12 protein-coding genes are annotated in these 15,075 nt (G+C 60.1%); 8 read left to right on the top strand and 4 right to left on the bottom strand.

Going from position 1 to position 15,075, the window contains the following annotated elements; all coding sequences use genetic code 11:
• The first annotated feature begins 7 nt into the window (after positions 1–7).
• The 3 genes from HX807_RS30425 to HX807_RS30415 all read left to right on the top strand — a co-directional run bounded on the left by HX807_RS30425 (position 8) and on the right by HX807_RS30415 (position 5,785).
• Complete coding sequence (locus tag HX807_RS30425) at positions 8–3,574, top strand: hypothetical protein (protein ID WP_256349618.1); 3,567 nt, start codon at positions 8–10, stop codon at positions 3,572–3,574.
• A gap of 216 nt (positions 3,575–3,790) precedes the next feature.
• Positions 3,791–4,150, top strand: coding sequence for a response regulator (locus tag HX807_RS30420; protein ID WP_003217574.1), 360 nt, complete (start codon positions 3,791–3,793; stop codon positions 4,148–4,150).
• A 234-nt stretch (positions 4,151–4,384) separates the two neighbouring features.
• Positions 4,385–5,785: a DUF1254 domain-containing protein gene (locus HX807_RS30415; RefSeq protein WP_003217572.1), complete on the top strand. Its 1,401-nt coding sequence runs from the start codon at positions 4,385–4,387 to the stop codon at positions 5,783–5,785.
• 30 nt (positions 5,786–5,815) lie between these two features.
• On the opposite strand, the gene HX807_RS30410 is transcribed toward HX807_RS30415, so the two are convergent.
• Positions 5,816–6,487, bottom strand: coding sequence for a DUF3313 domain-containing protein (locus tag HX807_RS30410; protein ID WP_102369048.1), 672 nt, complete (start codon positions 6,485–6,487; stop codon positions 5,816–5,818).
• Between the two features lie 197 nt (positions 6,488–6,684).
• Here HX807_RS30410 and HX807_RS30405 point away from each other — a divergent pair, with 197 nt between their 5' ends.
• A complete protein-coding gene (locus HX807_RS30405; RefSeq protein WP_177052068.1) occupies positions 6,685–8,508 on the top strand; it encodes a serine hydrolase in 1,824 nt (607 codons plus the stop codon).
• A gap of 6 nt (positions 8,509–8,514) precedes the next feature.
• Entirely contained in the window at positions 8,515–9,318 is an 804-nt protein-coding gene (locus tag HX807_RS30400) for a MipA/OmpV family protein (protein ID WP_177052066.1), read from the top strand.
• 135 nt (positions 9,319–9,453) lie between these two features.
• Here the strand turns inward: HX807_RS30400 and HX807_RS30395 are convergent, their stop codons facing one another.
• Complete coding sequence (locus tag HX807_RS30395) at positions 9,454–10,731, bottom strand: ATP-binding protein (protein WP_087693018.1); 1,278 nt, start codon at positions 10,729–10,731, stop codon at positions 9,454–9,456.
• Positions 10,732–11,439 carry a winged helix-turn-helix domain-containing protein gene (locus HX807_RS30390; RefSeq protein ID WP_003217561.1) on the bottom strand — a complete coding sequence of 236 codons (708 nt, stop codon included), beginning with the start codon at positions 11,437–11,439 and terminating at the stop codon, positions 10,732–10,734.
• A gap of 246 nt (positions 11,440–11,685) precedes the next feature.
• Here HX807_RS30390 and HX807_RS30385 point away from each other — a divergent pair, with 246 nt between their 5' ends.
• Positions 11,686–12,072, top strand: a complete 387-nt coding sequence (locus HX807_RS30385; RefSeq protein WP_003217559.1) for an ectoine synthase — start codon at positions 11,686–11,688, stop codon at positions 12,070–12,072.
• 31 nt (positions 12,073–12,103) lie between these two features.
• Complete coding sequence (locus HX807_RS30380; protein WP_177048696.1) at positions 12,104–13,303, top strand: MFS transporter; 1,200 nt, start codon at positions 12,104–12,106, stop codon at positions 13,301–13,303.
• Here the strand turns inward: HX807_RS30380 and HX807_RS30375 are convergent.
• Positions 13,259–13,861, bottom strand: a complete 603-nt coding sequence (locus tag HX807_RS30375; protein ID WP_008431008.1) for a tRNA-(ms[2]io[6]A)-hydroxylase — start codon at positions 13,859–13,861, stop codon at positions 13,259–13,261. The genes HX807_RS30380 and HX807_RS30375 overlap by 45 nt on opposite strands.
• Before the next feature lie 151 nt (positions 13,862–14,012).
• On the opposite strand from HX807_RS30375, the gene HX807_RS30370 reads away from it, so the two are divergent.
• Positions 14,013–14,873, top strand: a complete 861-nt coding sequence (locus tag HX807_RS30370; RefSeq protein ID WP_003217553.1) for a universal stress protein — start codon at positions 14,013–14,015, stop codon at positions 14,871–14,873.
• Positions 14,874–15,075 lie beyond the last annotated feature (202 nt).

The following is a 15,075-nucleotide window of genomic DNA, read 5'->3' as shown; positions in this document are numbered from 1 at the left end:
CCCACCGATGCAAAATGTCAGCAACCTCTCCGTGCAACAGCCTGCGCCCCAATTCTCTTCCTCCCCTGCTTCCGGGGCATCGTCCCTGAGCCCCCAGCCAGCCACGCCCCCTGCCGTTGCAGCAGCGCCAGCATCAGCCGCCAGCCGCTCCGATGTGCTGAAACAGCCCATGGCCGACCGGCAGAACTGGCAGAACCTGCTGGACGCCATCAACCTCGCAGCCCCAGCCCTGCAAGACTACGACACCGCCCCCTATGTACAGTCCGTCCTGAAGCTCACACAAATGGCCATTCATCCTGACTCGTCCCATCACAACACCCTGGACATGGGGACCAGGGTCAACCAAAGCCTGGAGGCATTCCTGAATGCCAACGGGGTGCCTCTGCCAACCTCCAAGGCCGAGTTGCTCAAGCTGAAACTGGAAGCGATCGTCAGGATCGCCGCCCACCCTTTCGGTGACCTGGGCGGTGCCTTGTCCTGGCCTGCACCGCTGGACCAGAACCAGCAAACTCAGTTGCGCCTGCTTGCGATGAACCACGCCCACCACCTCGGCGATCAGCCGCAAGTCACGCAGACAAAGAGCGTCCTGGACTTTCTCGCGTACCAGAATCCCATTCCTGTGGCCGCCTTGAACGACCCGGCGAAGATCCTCGAGTTTCTTTTAAGCTCGCCCGAAGGCCAACTGATGGGCCAGGCCCTGCAGCGCGGGCTCAATGGTATCGAGACCAAGAACAGCCATTACGACTACCTGCTGGCCGCCATCAGTGCACAGATGGATCCCGAGTCAGTCCAGGCGCCTCAACGGAACAAACTGGCCGGTTTCGACGTGGCCAGTGAAGAACATTGGGGCAAGCCGGCCTCTGCCATCGTCAACGGGCTGAGCGCACACCTGTCGAGCGAGGGCAGAACGAGCCCCGAGATGGCCCAGGCGGGTGCTTACGTATTGCTGGCAAGAACAGCCCCGGAGTTCCTGATCAAAGACATCCCGGCCAGCGTGACCTATGGCAGCCCGGCCTGGGTCAACCTGGCGGTTGCGGCGGCGTCGATTGAAGCGCAGTCGCCGGGCTCGGTACCGAACATGACTTTCGCCCAAGTGATGCTCAAGGCCGAAAGCGCTGCACTCGCCGAGCCCGCCGTGACCCAAAGCGCACAGAGGGCAGCGCTGATTGATTGGGCCGTGGCCAACGGCGTTATCAGCAAACAACCCAACGATGCCTACAGCCCCGACCAGCTGGAAGCGATACGCGTCGAGTTCACTCAGCAGGTGGATGAACGCATGAAGGCCTCCACCCTGCTGGAGACCGATATCCCGAGCCGCAAGGCCATTGCACTGGCCCAGCTCAAGGAGCGATTTGGCGAAGATGTGCCGTTTGAAAAAAAGGCCCTGACGGTGAAGGACACCCGCCAACAACAGTTTGGCGTACCGCTTTACGACCCAAACCGCGCACCTGCGGGCCTGCATTCGTTGCTGGACATCGCCATGAGTGGCTTGGGCGATTACACCTGGGAATCCAAGGATCCAGACATCACCCAGGCACTGGAAGGCCAGTCGCTCAAGTTCGACGTAAACGCGACATTTCAAAAGCAGTTTGAAGCGTCGATCAAGTCGCTGAATGACGGGGTTGCCACCACCGTAAAGCACCTGATCGCCAGCCTGCCGCTGGAAGATCGAAAAAACATCGAGCAGGGCAACCTCACTTTTTACCAGCCCTCTGTTTATCAATTGGGCCCAAACCTGGTCACCTCGCTTTTCAAACCGATTAAAAATGAGCTGCTGATACAGGTAGAGGGTGGCACGGAACCTGTTACCTATAGGCTGGACATAAAAAACGGCAGCATCAAAAAAGTAACGCCCCAGGATTTCTCTGCGAGTACCTGGGAACTGGCGATCGAGGAAAACAGAATAAAAAAATTCGACGCTTCAGAGGCCACTGAGCCCGAGCGCTCAGCCAGTACAGACACGAACCCACTGCCTCCCAACAGCTTTGCCACCGCCCGTACCCAGTACATCGCGGAGGCATTTGTCGAAAACCTCGACCTGGGCAACGAGGATGTCGTTAAGCAAGCCAAGGGCGCCACGACCTACGACAAGCAAATGGAAACCGAGTTGAAGGTGACCCATTTCTTCCTCGACCTCATTCCCTTCAAGTCAGCGATTGCCAACTTTACCAAGGGTAATTACCTGGAGGGGGCGATTGACCTCCAGCTGGACCTGCTGGGCTTTGTCAGCCTGGGTTCGTCCAAAGCGGCACAGGCGGGCACAAAAGCCCTCAGTGCAGGCGCCAAGGCGCTGAATGTTGCCAAAAAGATCGGTGTCGCCACCATCGGCGCCTTGAACCCGGTGGGCGGCTTGGGCGATTTGCTTCTGGGAGGCGCAGGACTGATTAACCGGGGCGGCAAGTTTGTAGTCGAAAAAAGCATTAACGGGCTAAACAAACTCAAGGGGGCAGCCGGCAGCTATGACCTGTTGAACGCCGCCGGCAAGGAACATGGCGTCGCGGCAATCGGCACCATCAAGCTGGCGGATCAAACCGTCGAAGCCTCCGCTGTATTGAACAAGGGCGAATGGTACGCGTACGACGCCCTCAAGAAACAACCCTATGGCCCACCGCTGAAGGGGTTCACGCCACAGACCGTGTCGGTCCAGGACAACGTTGAAAGCTTCTGGGAGTACTTTGTCGGAGGGCCGGCCACCAAGGCGCAAAACACACCCTCCAAGCAATTATCCAACTCATTCAAGGCTACGCAGGAACACGCCAGAACAACGAGCCACGATGCGTATATGCGTGGCTATAACAACGGGGTAGTGGATGACATCCCGGGCTACTCGGGCTCCATGGATATCGCAGAGCTCATGGAACTGGCACTTAAGCCGAATCGAAGCCCCGAAGAAATCGGCGCCCTGGCACAGTCAATAGGCAAAAAGCGATCAGAAGTCGGCCTTAAAAACTATGAGTTCTACAAAGCCGAAATTGAGCGAATCCCCGGCATCAAGCTCAGGGGCATGCCCCAGAATTTCTATTTGAGCCAGGTGGACACGGTGACCGGAGGCGAATGTGGCGTGTTAGCCAACGCAATGGCCTACGCCGTGTCCGTTGGAAAACAGGACGAGTACATCGACAAGCTTTTCATTGCGGCGGCAACCAAGGAAACCAACCCAAAATCGGCGAGGTTCATCAAGGACATGAGCGAAGCCCAGGATCACTTCAGAAAGCGACCGCACTCGGCTGAAGTCGTCACGCAAAAGTCCTATCAGGCCATCATCGATGACCTGGCCAACGCGACGACGTCCAAGACACTCATCATCGCCACGCCCGTCCACGCGATGACAGCGGGAGTGATCGTGGAAGGCGGCACGCGAAAATGGTTCTATTTCGACCCCAATTTCGGATTGGTCAATTTTCCGACCGAGGACGCCATGAAAAAAGGAATGAAGGAATCGCTGGCCAACAGTAAGACGCCGCTCATCCCGGGAGCGTTTGGGACGCCGACAAACCCGGAATATACGGTCAGCACCTTCAAGGCAAGCGAGAACCAGAGCCGGGTACATGGGTTGGTGTACGGATCCCTTTAACCGATAAAACCGGCAGCTTGAGACCATGGCCGGGGCTTGCTGGTTGTTCCAGCAAGCCCCTGGCAAGTGAGTGGCGGTGATACGCGACATTTGTAGCCGTTACCGGCACAATGTTTTGCTTATCTGGGGAACTTGCCGGGACCGACAATACTCAGGATGAAAACGGTCTTCCCATCGCCCAAGACCTGCCCCTTCCACTGTTCGGGAACCTCCACTATGTCAGCCGCCCCCTCCACCATCCTTGTAGTCGAAGACGACGCCATCGTGCGCATGTTGATCGTCGATGTCCTCGAAGAGCTGGAGTACCAAGTGCTTGAAGCGGCCGATGCCGAAGAAGCCTTGAAAATTGTTCAAGACACCGACCAGACCATCGACCTGATGATGACCGACGTCGGCCTGCCGGACATGGACGGCAAGCAACTGGCCCTCAAGGCCCGTGAAATACGCCCCGCCCTGCCCATCCTGTTCGCCAGCGGTTATGCCGAAAATATCGATTCGCCAGCCGACATGCAGGTGATCGGCAAGCCGTTCTCGATTGATCAGTTGCGTGACAAGGTCAAGTCCATACTGCCTTGACTGCCCCCCGATGCCGCCTTTCACAGGCGGCACTTGATCTCGTTGATGTCAACTGATCGATAGATCTTTGCGTTGAACCTCACGTGCCAAAAGACTTCCCGAGCAACTGAGTGCAAACTCTGCCTGACACGCAAAGGTTCAGCTAGTTGCGACTGTACGCGCCCACCGGAGCCTGCTTTTATAACAGCTGAAAAACTCGACGACATCCGACTGACTCAGTAAGGACGCAACAACATGATTCGAACACCGACGCGCCTGCTGTTGGCGAGCCTCTCGATTTTCATGAGTACCGGCGCCTGGGCCGATTTCACCGCCACGCCGAGTGAAGCCCGGGCCATCGCCAAGGAAGCCTATCTTTATGGCTTCCCGGTGGTGGAGATGTACAAGACTCTCTACACCCAGGCTGTCGACAAGACCGGGGCGAACTTCAAGGCGCCGTTCAACCACATCGGGAACACCGCGCAGGCGATAACCCCTAAAGATACAGCGATCCCCACCCCCAACCCGGACACGCCCAACTCCTTTGTCTGGCTCGATCTGCGGGCCGAGCCCGTGGTGTTGACCCTGCCCAGGATCGAAGACAACCGCTACTACGCCGTGCAGTTGGTCGACCTCTATACGCAGAACTTCGGCTATCTGGGCACCCGCAGCACCGGTAACAACGGTGGCCACTACATGATTGCCGGCCCGGGCTGGAAAGGCCAGCAGCCAACCGATATCGACCGCGTCGTGTACAGCGAAAGCAACATCGCCTACGCCCTGTACCGCACTCAATTGTTCGATGAAAAGGACTTGGGCAAAGTCAGACAGATCCAGGGCGGCTATAAGGTCCAGACCCTGAGCAGCTACGTGAAGCAGCCCAAACCCATCAAGCCGCCGAAAATTGCCTGGCCCAAGCCTACGCCGAACATGAGCGACAGCGTGCATCTGTTCCGCTATCTGAACTTCATGCTGGCCTACGCAGCACCGCAGGACAGTGAGAAAGACGTGCTCGCGCGTTTTGCCAGGATCGGCGTCGAGGCGGGTAAACCGTTCGACCTCAAGGCCCTGACGGTTGAGCAACGCAAAGCGCTGGATGACGGCATCGCCGACGGCAAAGCCGAGTATGCAGCCTTCAAAAAAGACAAGATCGATACCCATCAAGTATCCAGTGCAGACCTGTTCGGCAATCGCGACCACCTTCAAAACAACTACCTGTACCGCTACGCTGGCGCCAACCTGCACCTGTTTGGCAACTCCGGCGATGAAACGGCCTACCTGCGCTACTCCGTGGACAGCGAGGGCAAACCCGCCAACGGCGCACGCCACAGCTACACCCTGCACTTCGCCAAGGACCAGTTGCCACCGACCGACGCATTCTGGTCACTGACCATGTACAACGCCAAGACCAATCTGCTGACCCCCAACCTGAAGAAGCGCTACGTGCTCACGTCGGGGATGTTGCCCAACTTCAAGCTCGACGCCGATGGCGGCCTGACGCTGTTGGTCGCGCACCACGAGCCACCGAAGGCGGAACAAAGCAACTGGCTGCCAGCACCACCCGGCCCGTTCTATGCCCTATTGCGCATTTACCTGCCCAAGCCTGAAGTGGGTAACGGGCAATGGAAGCAGCCACCGCTCACACCGATCAAATAGCACCCGCTCAAGTCGCGCACCGTTTGAGGCTTAGCCCTTTTTAAGCTTCAAAAACGATTGATGCAGGTCCGACGCCCAGCCGTCGATGACGCTTTTCACGTCATCGGCTTTCATCACCTGGGAGTCGTTTGCCAACGGTTTACCGGTGCCTTTGCGCACGACTTGGGCGACCACCTTGCCACTGGCACCGTCGAGGAATTGGGCTTCGGTGCCCAAGGTGGTTTCCTGGTCACGAATCCCGGCGCCCGTGCTGACCGTGGCGACCACCAGGGCGACAGGAATGTACTCATAGGGCTTGAGACTTTCGGTCTTGCTGCTGACGGCAGTGATCGCCGCGCGCACCACGATCACGCCCGGGCCTGGTCCGTCGGCCAGCGGCAAGGACTTTTCCAGTTCGCGCTTGAGCGCCTGGCTGTAGTAGGTGCTGATGCCCTGCAAGGTGCTTTCAGGGATCCTGGTGCTGGCTTGCGGCTTGGGGTAGAACTGGGTGGGCTCGATGTACACCGCGTTATAGCGGCTCAGACTCAGGTTGGGGTCCACCCAACGCATCACCTGCGCGCCCGATGGCGACTTGGCTTCCTTGAGGTTGCTGTAGTCGGAGAGAAACCCGGAGTATTCGTCCGGCTGCGTCACCTTGCTGGAACACCCCATCACCCCGATCGTGGCAATACACACGGTGCTGATCATTATTCCCAGTTTCATCGCGAGACTCCTTGGCTGACGTTGAGGAAGCGTTGAGCATTAGGTATAGCTGATGCTGGAGCTGCGGCAATGGAGCAAACCCGCTAGGGGCGGCCTGTATTAACAGTCTTTGACAGTTTCCCGACAAAGCTCACAAAGACTCATCGACGGCCCGCCCCTAGCATTCGAGCATCCAAACCACCCCTCGGGTGCTCATCATGTTTCGCACATTGCGCAGTATTCCGCTGCTGGGTTGCCTGCTGGGCAGCCTCGGCTGCCACGGCCAGCCGCCGGCCCCGCCGCCCATTCCCAAGGGCGACTACAGCGCAATTATCCGCTACCTGCAAAAACGCATTCCCAGCGAAATGGCCAGGCAAAACATACCCGGCCTGTCCATCGCCCTGGTCAACGGCCAGGAACTGATCTGGGCTCAGGGCTTTGGCCTGGCCGACAAGGCCCTGGGCAAACCCGTCACCCCCAACACCGCGTTCCGCGCCGGCGCCCTCTCCAAACTGCTGACCGCCACCGCCGCCCTGCAACTGGTGGAGCAACAGCGCCTGGCCCTCGACGCCCCGATCCAGGACACGCTGCGGGAGTTCTACGTACGCTCGCGCTTTCATTCCGACCAGGCTGCCGCCGACCGCGACATCACCCTGCGCCGCCTGCTCAGCCACCAGTCCGGCCTGCCCAGCGAACACCTGCGGGACGTGCGCAACACCTTCGCCATGGGCCAGATGCCAATGCGTATTTCAGGGGTTTGGCTGAGCACGCCACCGGGGACCCAGGTGGCCTATTCCAACCTCGGCTACGCCCTGGTCGGCGCCGCCATCGAACGCAGCAGTCGGCAGGATTTCGAAACCCGACTGCAAAGCAGCCTGCTCAAGCCCCTGGAGATGAACCAGTCGAGCTTCGTCGGCACAGGCGCGCAACCGGGCTTTCGCGCCCGGGGTTATGCAGACGGCACCGTCAGCGCCGACGCCCAGGTGCGCGACCTTGCGGCCGGTGGCCTGTGGAGCAGCCCCAAGGACCTCAGCCACTACGTGCGCATGCTCTTCGCCCGGGGCCTCTATAAAGACAGACAGGTACTGGGCAGCCAGTCGATTGACGAGATGTTCACCCAGCAAAACACCGGCAACGCCCTGGACTTCGACTGCCAGATGGGCCTGGGGTGGTTTCTCGCCCCTTGCGGCGATGAGCCGGTGGGCCCCGGCATTCGCACCTTCCAGCACAGCGGTGGCGGGGATGATTTCGCGGCGCAACTGACGATGCTGCCGGACCAGCAACTGGCCGTGATCGTGATGGCCAACGACAGCAACGCCGAAGAGATGGTGGTGTCCCTGACCACCGACACCCTGCGCCTGATGCTCCAGGCCCAGACCGGCGACCCGGTGTGTGCCGACAACTGCCAGGCGCCCGCCCACGGCCTGAAAATCCGCCAGGTGCCCGCCGCGATCGACCGCAGGCGCCTGGCGGGTTTCTACGCCACGGCCTGGGGTGTCTTCCGTATCAAGGACGAAAACGGCCAGCTGTATGGCGAGTTGGCCGACACCCGTTTCGAACTGCTGCGCGACGGCCAGGGCTGGCTGCGGGCACAACAGAAATTCCTCGGCTTCTGGCTCAAGGACCTCGGCGAACTGGGCCGTGTGCAGCTGGATGTGGTAACGGTGCAAGGGCGCCAGATGCTCAGCGCCCGCAGCCACGGCCAACGCGTCCCGGTGGGCGAACGCATCGAACCGACCCCGCTGAGCAATGCCTGGGCCGACACCATCGGTACCTATCAAGTGCTCAACACCCATGAGCCCGACGCGCCCCTGAGCGGCATCAGCGTGCGCCTGGAGAACGGCTTCCTGGTGATCCGCGGCCAACTGCACGACGAGCCGCTGACCGACTACATCCTGCTGCCCGTGGACAACGCCCACGCGGTGCTGGCCGGCAACGGCTATGGCCTGGGCGATACCGTGAGTCGCCAGGTCAACGGCCTGAGCGCCTCCGGCTACCACTTCAAACGTACCGATTCTCCCCACAACCCCTTGAGTCTCTGACCTCACATGAAGACCATCATGCGTTCAAAACACCTGTGCCTGTCCCTGACGTCGCTGTACCTGCTGGCCAGCGCCGACACCCTGCTGGCCGACGACTGGGAGTACACCCTCAAGGCCGGCGTGGCCAACCTGCCCCGCTACAGCGGCAGCGACGAGCGAGTCACCGCGCCGGTGCTGGGCGCAGCCATCGTCAGCCCGTGGGGAATTTTCCTCGACACCGACAAGGGCCTGGGCTGGGGTTATGACGGCGGCGGTGCGAGCTTCAGCGCCTACGTCGGCGCCAGCGGCTCACGCAAGGACGAAAGCAAGACCGGGCGCCCGGGCTCGAAGAAACTCAAGGGCATGGGCGAGATCAAGACTCGCCCCCAGGTGGGTGTCAGTGGCAGCTATAACCTGGGCGGGGTAATTCTCGGCGCAACCCTGGAACATGCGCTTGAGGAAGATGATCACAAGGATTCCGGCAAGGCGTTCACCCACCTGGAACTGAGCCTGGGCACCAACCTGTACGACGGCGACTACGGTTCGCTGGATGCCAGCCTCAGCAGCCATTTTGGCGACAGCAACTACCTGCAGACCTGGTACGGCGTGACCACCGGCCAGGCCGCACAGAGTCGCTTCAAGGCCTACAAGGCCAGCGGCGGCAACATCAGCAACGGGATGAATCTGGTGTGGAGCTTGCCGATCAGCGAACACACACAGTTTTCGACGCTGTTGGATGTGCAGTACCTGGCAGACAAGGCCGGGCAAAGCCCGATTGTGGAGAGACGCTTGCAGACGTCGGTGATGGGGATGGTCGAGTACACGTTCTAACTTTGGTAACCCAATCAAAATGTGGGAGCTGGCTTGCTCGCGAAGGCGGTGTTTCAGTCAATGTATCCGGCGACTGATTCACCGCCTTCGCGAGCAAGCCCGCTCCCACATTTGATCTCCATGGCTCCTGGATGATTACTCGGCATACGCCCAGGTCATCCGGAACGATGCCCCGCCCCACTCCGAATCCAGCACTTCAACCTGCCCGCCATGCCATTGGCACACCCGCCGCACCAGCGCCAGGCCGAGGCCGAAGCCACCGGTGCGCCGGTCACGGCTGGCGTCCAGGCGCAGGAACGGCTCGAAAATCTTCCCTCGCCCTTCCACCGGCACACCGGGCCCATCGTCATTCACTCGAACTTCATAGCCGGTGCCAAACTTCACCAGCGACACTTCCACGCGCCGGTCGGCATAGCGAATTGCATTGCGCAACAGGTTGATCACCGCCCGTGCCATAAAGCGCGGCTCGATACGGATGTAATCGACTTCACAGGTGCGCAGCAGCAACTGCACGCCTGCCGCCTCGGCCTCCAAAGCGACGCTGCCGATCACACTGTCGAGCCAGCTGTGGGCCTCGATGCTTTCCCGGGTGATCTGCGTGGCGCCGCGTTCCAGGCTGGCGTAGGTCAACAGTTCCGAGACCATTTCTTCCAGCTCGCCGAGGTCGGCATACATGTCGGCGATCAGTGCGCGGCTCTCCCGTGGATCGGCCTGTTGCTTGAGCTGGTCGAGCTCAAACGACAGCCGCGCAATCGGCGTACGCAGCTCGTGAGACACGGCGTTGGTCAACTCGCGCTGGTTGGCGATCAGGCTTTCAATGCGCTCGGCCATCTGGTTGAAGTGCCCCGCCAGCTCGCGCACGGTAGAACGGCGCGGCAGCAGGATGCGCGAGCCGAGATCGTTGTCACCGAAACGTTGCGCGGCCAGGCGGATATGCTCCAGGTCACGCCAATGGGGCCGAACCCAGAAGTACAGGACAATCGCCAGGCACAGGCCGAGAAAGCCATAGGCCCACATGTACAGCCACTTGGGCTCTTCCGGCAGTTTGATTTCCAGCAGTTGGTGGCCGCCGTCGATGTTGGAGATGAACTCCATGAAATCCCCACGCACCACCAACTCGCCACTGGCCAGCAGTTGCTGTTCACGCTCGGTCAGTTTCAGCCTGTCCCGCTGCACCAGCGCCAGGCGCAAACCATAGTGCGGTTGCAACTCGGCCAGGCGGGCGGCGCGCGCTTCCCCCGTCACCGGCCGCAATTGTTCCACCACCCCATACGCCGGGCCGCGCAGGGCTTCGCGGTTGTAGGTTTCGTTGGCTTCCGGCAACAGCTCATCGAAGGTGTAGTTCACCAGCCAGATCGCCCCGGCCAAGCCAATGGCCAGGATGATATACAGACGCAGAAACAGCCTTAACATCTAGACCTCCCAGGCGAACGGATTGAACAGGTAGCCCTTGCCCCAGATGGTCTTGATGCACACCGGTTCCCGGGGGTTGTCATTGAGCTTGCCGCGCAGCTTGCTGATGTACACGTCGACGCTGCGGTTGAGCCCGTCAAAGGCAATACCGCGCATGCGGTTGAGAATGTCATCGCGGGAGAGGATTTTCCCGGCGGCGCTGGCCAGCAACCACAGCAGTTCGAATTCCATGGTGGTCAGGTCGATCTTCTCCCCGCCCAGGCTCACCACCCGGCAACTGCGGTCGATGGCCAGGCGGCCGAACTCAAGGGCGCCGCGCACCGTGGGTTCCGGCGCCTGGCGACGTTGCAGGGCGCGCAGGCGAGCCAGCAGCACAGGCGGCTTGATCGGCTTGATCACATAATCATCGGCGCCGGACTCCAGGCCGAGGATGTGGTCGAGGTCGTCTTCCTTGGCGGTGAGGATCACGATGGGCGTGTCGGACACGTTGCGAATTTCACGGCACACATGCAGGCCGCTCTGGCCGGGCAGCATCAGGTCGAGCACGACGATCTTCGGCTTGAACTCCAGGAACGCCGCCAGCGCCAGATCGCCGCGGTGCACGGCCAGCACCTCGAAGCCATGCTGGGACAGGAAATGGGCGATCAGCCCTGCCAGCTTCTCATCGTCCTCCACGAGCAAGACCTTGCCGAGACCCAAGTTATCCATAAATTTCCAGTGCACGCGCGGATTGAAGTGTGCGCATTATAGGTGGCAAGCCGGCAGACTAAAGCAGCTGGCCATCACTGGCCGACGAAGCTTCATGCTTTTAAGAGTTTTTAACAGTTTCACCGCAGTCTTTAACTCGGTACCGTCCGCCAGATGCGCCCCACACGCTTTTCGGAAGTGTCGCTGATGACAACACCACAAACACAAGAGAATCATGGCCCTCTACCTACATAGCGGGAGAAAACCATGTTCGTTCGTCACAAATCAGACATAGAAAACACCGCGCACTTTGTCGAATGGGGCGCTGGCACCAGCCATCGGTTGCTGACGGAAAAGGACGGGATGGGTTATACCGTCTGCCACACCGTCGTGCGTGCCGGCACCGAGTCACTGCTGCAATACCGTAATCACCTGGAGGCTTGCTACTGCATCGCCGGTGAGGGTGAAGTCGAAGATATGGACGGTAACGTCTACCCGATCCGCCCCGGTGATATTTATGCGCTGGACCAACACGACTGCCATTATCTAAGAGGCGGAAAGGAGCAGGACCTGGTGCTGGTCAGCGTATTCAACCCGCCGCTCAAGGGCGACGAGCGCCACAATCTCACGGATAAATCCGGCTCCGGCTACTGACGACGATTTGACTCACGGACACGAGCACACCATGCGCAAGGATTACCTGGCTTTCTTCATTTCGTTGTTTCTGTCACGCCTGGCCGACCAGATTCTGTTGTTCATCGTGCCGCTGATCGTGTTCCAGACCACCAACAGTGTGTCGTGGGCGGGCCTGGCGTTTTTTGTCGAATCCTTGCCGCGGTACCTGTCGTTCCCGGTGTGCGGGGCGTTGTGCGACAAATATCCCGCCGTGCGCGTCCTGCATATCAGCCAGGTGTACCGGGCGCTGGCGTGTGTGGCGGCGGTGCTGCTGTATGGAATGTTCGACGGGATTTACTGGATTGTCATGCTTTCGGCGCTGTGCGGCGTGTTGACCACCCAGGGCATCATGGCCCGGGAGGTGCTGCTGCCGCATATCTTCAAGCATTACACCTACGCCAAGACCTTGTCCTACTCGCAGATTGCCGACCAGACCGGGCTGGTGCTGGGCCCGCTGGTGGCGGCGCTGATGTTGGGCGTCTGGGCCTGGCACTGGGTCGTGCTGGGGGTTGCCGGGCTGTTCCTGCTGGCGGACCTGGCGATGCGCATCTGGCAACGCCACACCACGGTCAATCTTGAAACCTTCGAGCAGCACAACGACATCTGGCTGCAACCGTTGCGCGTTGCCTTCGGGCATATCCGCGACCTGCCGGAGCTGAAAAGGATTATCGCCCTGGCGGTGGGTGTGAACCTGATCATCGGCGTCACCCTCGCCACTTCCGCCGCGATGGTCATTGGCCAATACGCCGCCGGCAAGGACACCTACGCCGGGTTGCAGGCGGCCGGCGCGCTGGTGACCATCGCCATCCTGTTTTTCCTGGCGCGCGCTTCCCTGCCGCTCAAGGTGCTGGGCGGTTTGTCGTATTCGATGATTGCCGTGGGAGCGTTGATCACGGCCATCAGCCCGAATGTGTGGGCTTATGCCGTGGGTTTCCTGCTGCTGACCGGTTTCGACAAGATGTTCAACGTGTACATCCGCAGCGTCCGACAACGGGTAATCCCGGCCCGGGACTTTGGCAAGACGGTGGGCGTGCTGACCTTGCTCAACAACCTCTCGCAGCCGCTGGCCGGGTTGCTGATCGCACTGCTGGCGGCGCCGCTGGGGACGCAGACGGTGATCCTGATACTCGCCGGTATCACCGCGTTGCTCGGTGCAGCGGTTGCGTCAGGCTGGCACGCCGCTGTGAAAGCGGAACTCGACGTCCGGTGACTCGATCAGTTCCTGCTCGGCGGCGCGTACACGGTCGATGACCTGGGCGATGTCCTTGGCGTCGCCGTACTGGTAAGCCAGTTTCAGGTAACCCTGGAAATGCCGGGCCTCGCTTTTCAGCAGGCCGAAATAGAACTTGCCGAGTTCTTCGTCCAAATGCGGCACCAGTGCTTCGAAACGCTCGCAACTGCGGGCTTCGATAAACGCGCCGACCACCAGGGTATCCACCAGTTTGACCGGTTCATGGCTGCGCACCACCTTGCGCAAACCCGAAGCGTAGCGGCCGGCGGACAGCTGGCGCAGCTCGATCTTGCGCTTCTTCATCAGGCGCATGACTTGCTCATGGTGCACCAGTTCTTCCCGTGCCAGGCGTGACATCAGGTTGATCAGGTCGACGTGGGAATGGTACTTGGCGATCAGGCTCAAGGCGGTGCTGGCGGCCTTGAATTCACAGTTCTTGTGGTCGATCAGCAGGGTTTCCTGGTCGGCCAACGCGGCCTGGACCCAGCCGTCGGGGGTGCGGCAACCGAGGAATTCGTGGATTTCTGGCAGGTTCATCGGGCTCACGGGCAAAGATTCACAAAAGGCCGGCGATTATACCGACCGCGCCGCAGACCGCCAGCTACCGGGCTTGATGTGCATCAACATGACGTGTGCCGGGCAGCAACTATAGTTGTTCCACGCCCACCCTTTTTTGGAGAACCCGACCATGCAAGCCATACGCAGCATCCTGGTGGTCATCGAGCCTGAGCATTCGGAAAGCCTGGCCCTCAAGCGCGCCAAGCTGATTGCCGGCGTCACCGGGGCACATTTGCATTTGTTGGTGTGTGACAAGAAGCACGAGCATTCTGCGATGTTGAGCCTGCTGAAGGCCGGTTTGCAGGAGGATGGCTACAGCGTCACCACCGAACAGGCGTGGAATGACAGCCTGCATGAAACCATCATCGACGTGCAGCAGGCAGAGGGTTGTGGGTTGGTGGTCAAGCAGCATTTCGCTGACAGCCCGCTGAAAAAGGCGCTGTTGACGCCTGCCGACTGGAAGTTGATGCGCTACTGCCCGACTCCGGTGCTGCTGGTAAAGACGTCCAGGCCTTGGGCTGGCGGGGTGATTTTGGCGGCCATCGATGTGGGCAATTCTGATGCCGAGCATCAGGCGTTGCATAACGCGATCATTGATCATGGGTTTGATATCGCGAGCCTGGCCAAGGCGCAGTTGCATGTGATCAGTGCGCATCCGTCGCCAATGCTGTCGGCGGCGGATCCGGTGTTTCAGCTCAAGGAGACGATCGAGGCCCGGTATCGTGAGCAGTGCAAGGCGTTTCAGGCGGAGTTCGATATTGACGACACTCATCTGCATATCGAGGAAGGGCCGGCGGATGTGTTGATTCCTCATGCGGCGCACAAATGGCAGGCGGCGGTGACCATCATTGGTACGGTGGCGCGCACCGGGATTTCCGGGGCGTTGATCGGGAATACGGCGGAGGTGGTGCTGGATGCGGTGGACAGTGATGTGTTGGTGCTTAAGCCGCAGGAGTTGATGGATCATCTGGAAGAGCTGGCTAATGGGTGATGCTTCTTTTTGGGGGCATATCCGTTTTTGGGGGATGGCTTGTATTGGTTCCGCTCTTACAGCGGGTCACTTTTGAAAGGAGCCCAAAAGTAACCAAAAGGCTCTTGCCCCACCACTCGGCACCTCGCCTAGGCTCGGTGTGCCCTCACTCCGGCTTTGGACCGTGGGCCGCCGTCATGGGCCATCCTTGGCCCAGGACGGC

Origin of the sequence: Pseudomonas sp. D8002 (assembly GCF_013385695.1) — a bacterium.
Lineage (GTDB): Bacteria > Pseudomonadota > Gammaproteobacteria > Pseudomonadales > Pseudomonadaceae > Aquipseudomonas.
Note: the sequence above shows the minus strand (reverse complement) of the source record. Positions and strands in the feature narration are given on the sequence as shown.

Coding starts and splice junctions, on each gene's coding strand:
- HX807_RS30415 (WP_003217572.1), top strand. CDS start 4,385: ATGATTCGAACACCGACGCGCCTGCTGTTGGCGAGCCTCTCGATTTTC.
- HX807_RS30390 (WP_003217561.1), bottom strand. CDS start 11,439: ATGGATAACTTGGGTCTCGGCAAGGTCTTGCTCGTGGAGGACGATGAG.
- HX807_RS30425 (WP_256349618.1), top strand. CDS start 8: ATGCAAAATGTCAGCAACCTCTCCGTGCAACAGCCTGCGCCCCAATTC.
- HX807_RS30375 (WP_008431008.1), bottom strand. CDS start 13,861: ATGAACCTGCCAGAAATCCACGAATTCCTCGGTTGCCGCACCCCCGAC.
- HX807_RS30420 (WP_003217574.1), top strand. CDS start 3,791: ATGTCAGCCGCCCCCTCCACCATCCTTGTAGTCGAAGACGACGCCATC.
- HX807_RS30380 (WP_177048696.1), top strand. CDS start 12,104: ATGCGCAAGGATTACCTGGCTTTCTTCATTTCGTTGTTTCTGTCACGC.
- HX807_RS30370 (WP_003217553.1), top strand. CDS start 14,013: ATGCAAGCCATACGCAGCATCCTGGTGGTCATCGAGCCTGAGCATTCG.
- HX807_RS30400 (WP_177052066.1), top strand. CDS start 8,515: ATGAAGACCATCATGCGTTCAAAACACCTGTGCCTGTCCCTGACGTCG.
- HX807_RS30410 (WP_102369048.1), bottom strand. CDS start 6,487: ATGAAACTGGGAATAATGATCAGCACCGTGTGTATTGCCACGATCGGG.
- HX807_RS30395 (WP_087693018.1), bottom strand. CDS start 10,731: ATGTTAAGGCTGTTTCTGCGTCTGTATATCATCCTGGCCATTGGCTTG.
- HX807_RS30385 (WP_003217559.1), top strand. CDS start 11,686: ATGTTCGTTCGTCACAAATCAGACATAGAAAACACCGCGCACTTTGTC.
- HX807_RS30405 (WP_177052068.1), top strand. CDS start 6,685: ATGTTTCGCACATTGCGCAGTATTCCGCTGCTGGGTTGCCTGCTGGGC.